The sequence below is a fragment of the Mesorhizobium sp. M1A.T.Ca.IN.004.03.1.1 genome (assembly GCF_003997555.1).
Taxonomy (GTDB): Bacteria; Pseudomonadota; Alphaproteobacteria; order Rhizobiales; family Rhizobiaceae; genus Mesorhizobium.
This window is the reverse complement of the sequence record NZ_RZTV01000473.1, coordinates 1-264: the sequence shown is the minus strand read 5'-3', so window position 1 is coordinate 264 and position 264 is coordinate 1. Positions and strand designations below refer to the sequence as shown.

General features: G+C 61.4%; 1 pseudogene. It reads right to left on the bottom strand.

The features are described 5' to 3' along the window. Positions 1-191 (bottom strand): annotated as a pseudogene (locus EOD29_RS32490) (ABC transporter substrate-binding protein); the annotation flags it as partial. Between the last annotated feature and the right edge of the window lie 73 nt (positions 192-264).

The following is a 264-nucleotide window of genomic DNA, read 5'->3' as shown; positions in this document are numbered from 1 at the left end:
CCCTTGAGGGCGGCTTCGCGCTGCAGTTGCTGGGCTGCGATCTCGATGGCGTCGAGGCGATAGACGTCGTTCGGGCCGGTACCGCCGGCCCAGACGCTGATGTGAACGTCCTTGGCGAGTGCAATTGCGGAGGTCGAAGCCAGGATGGCGGCTGCGACGGCAAGAGATTTCAATGTCGGCAAAATGGTCATCTTCTTCGTCTCCCTGGAAGAGCAGTGTGAGGCCTCTTGACGGGTCATCACTGTTGCGTGACGGCCGTTCCGA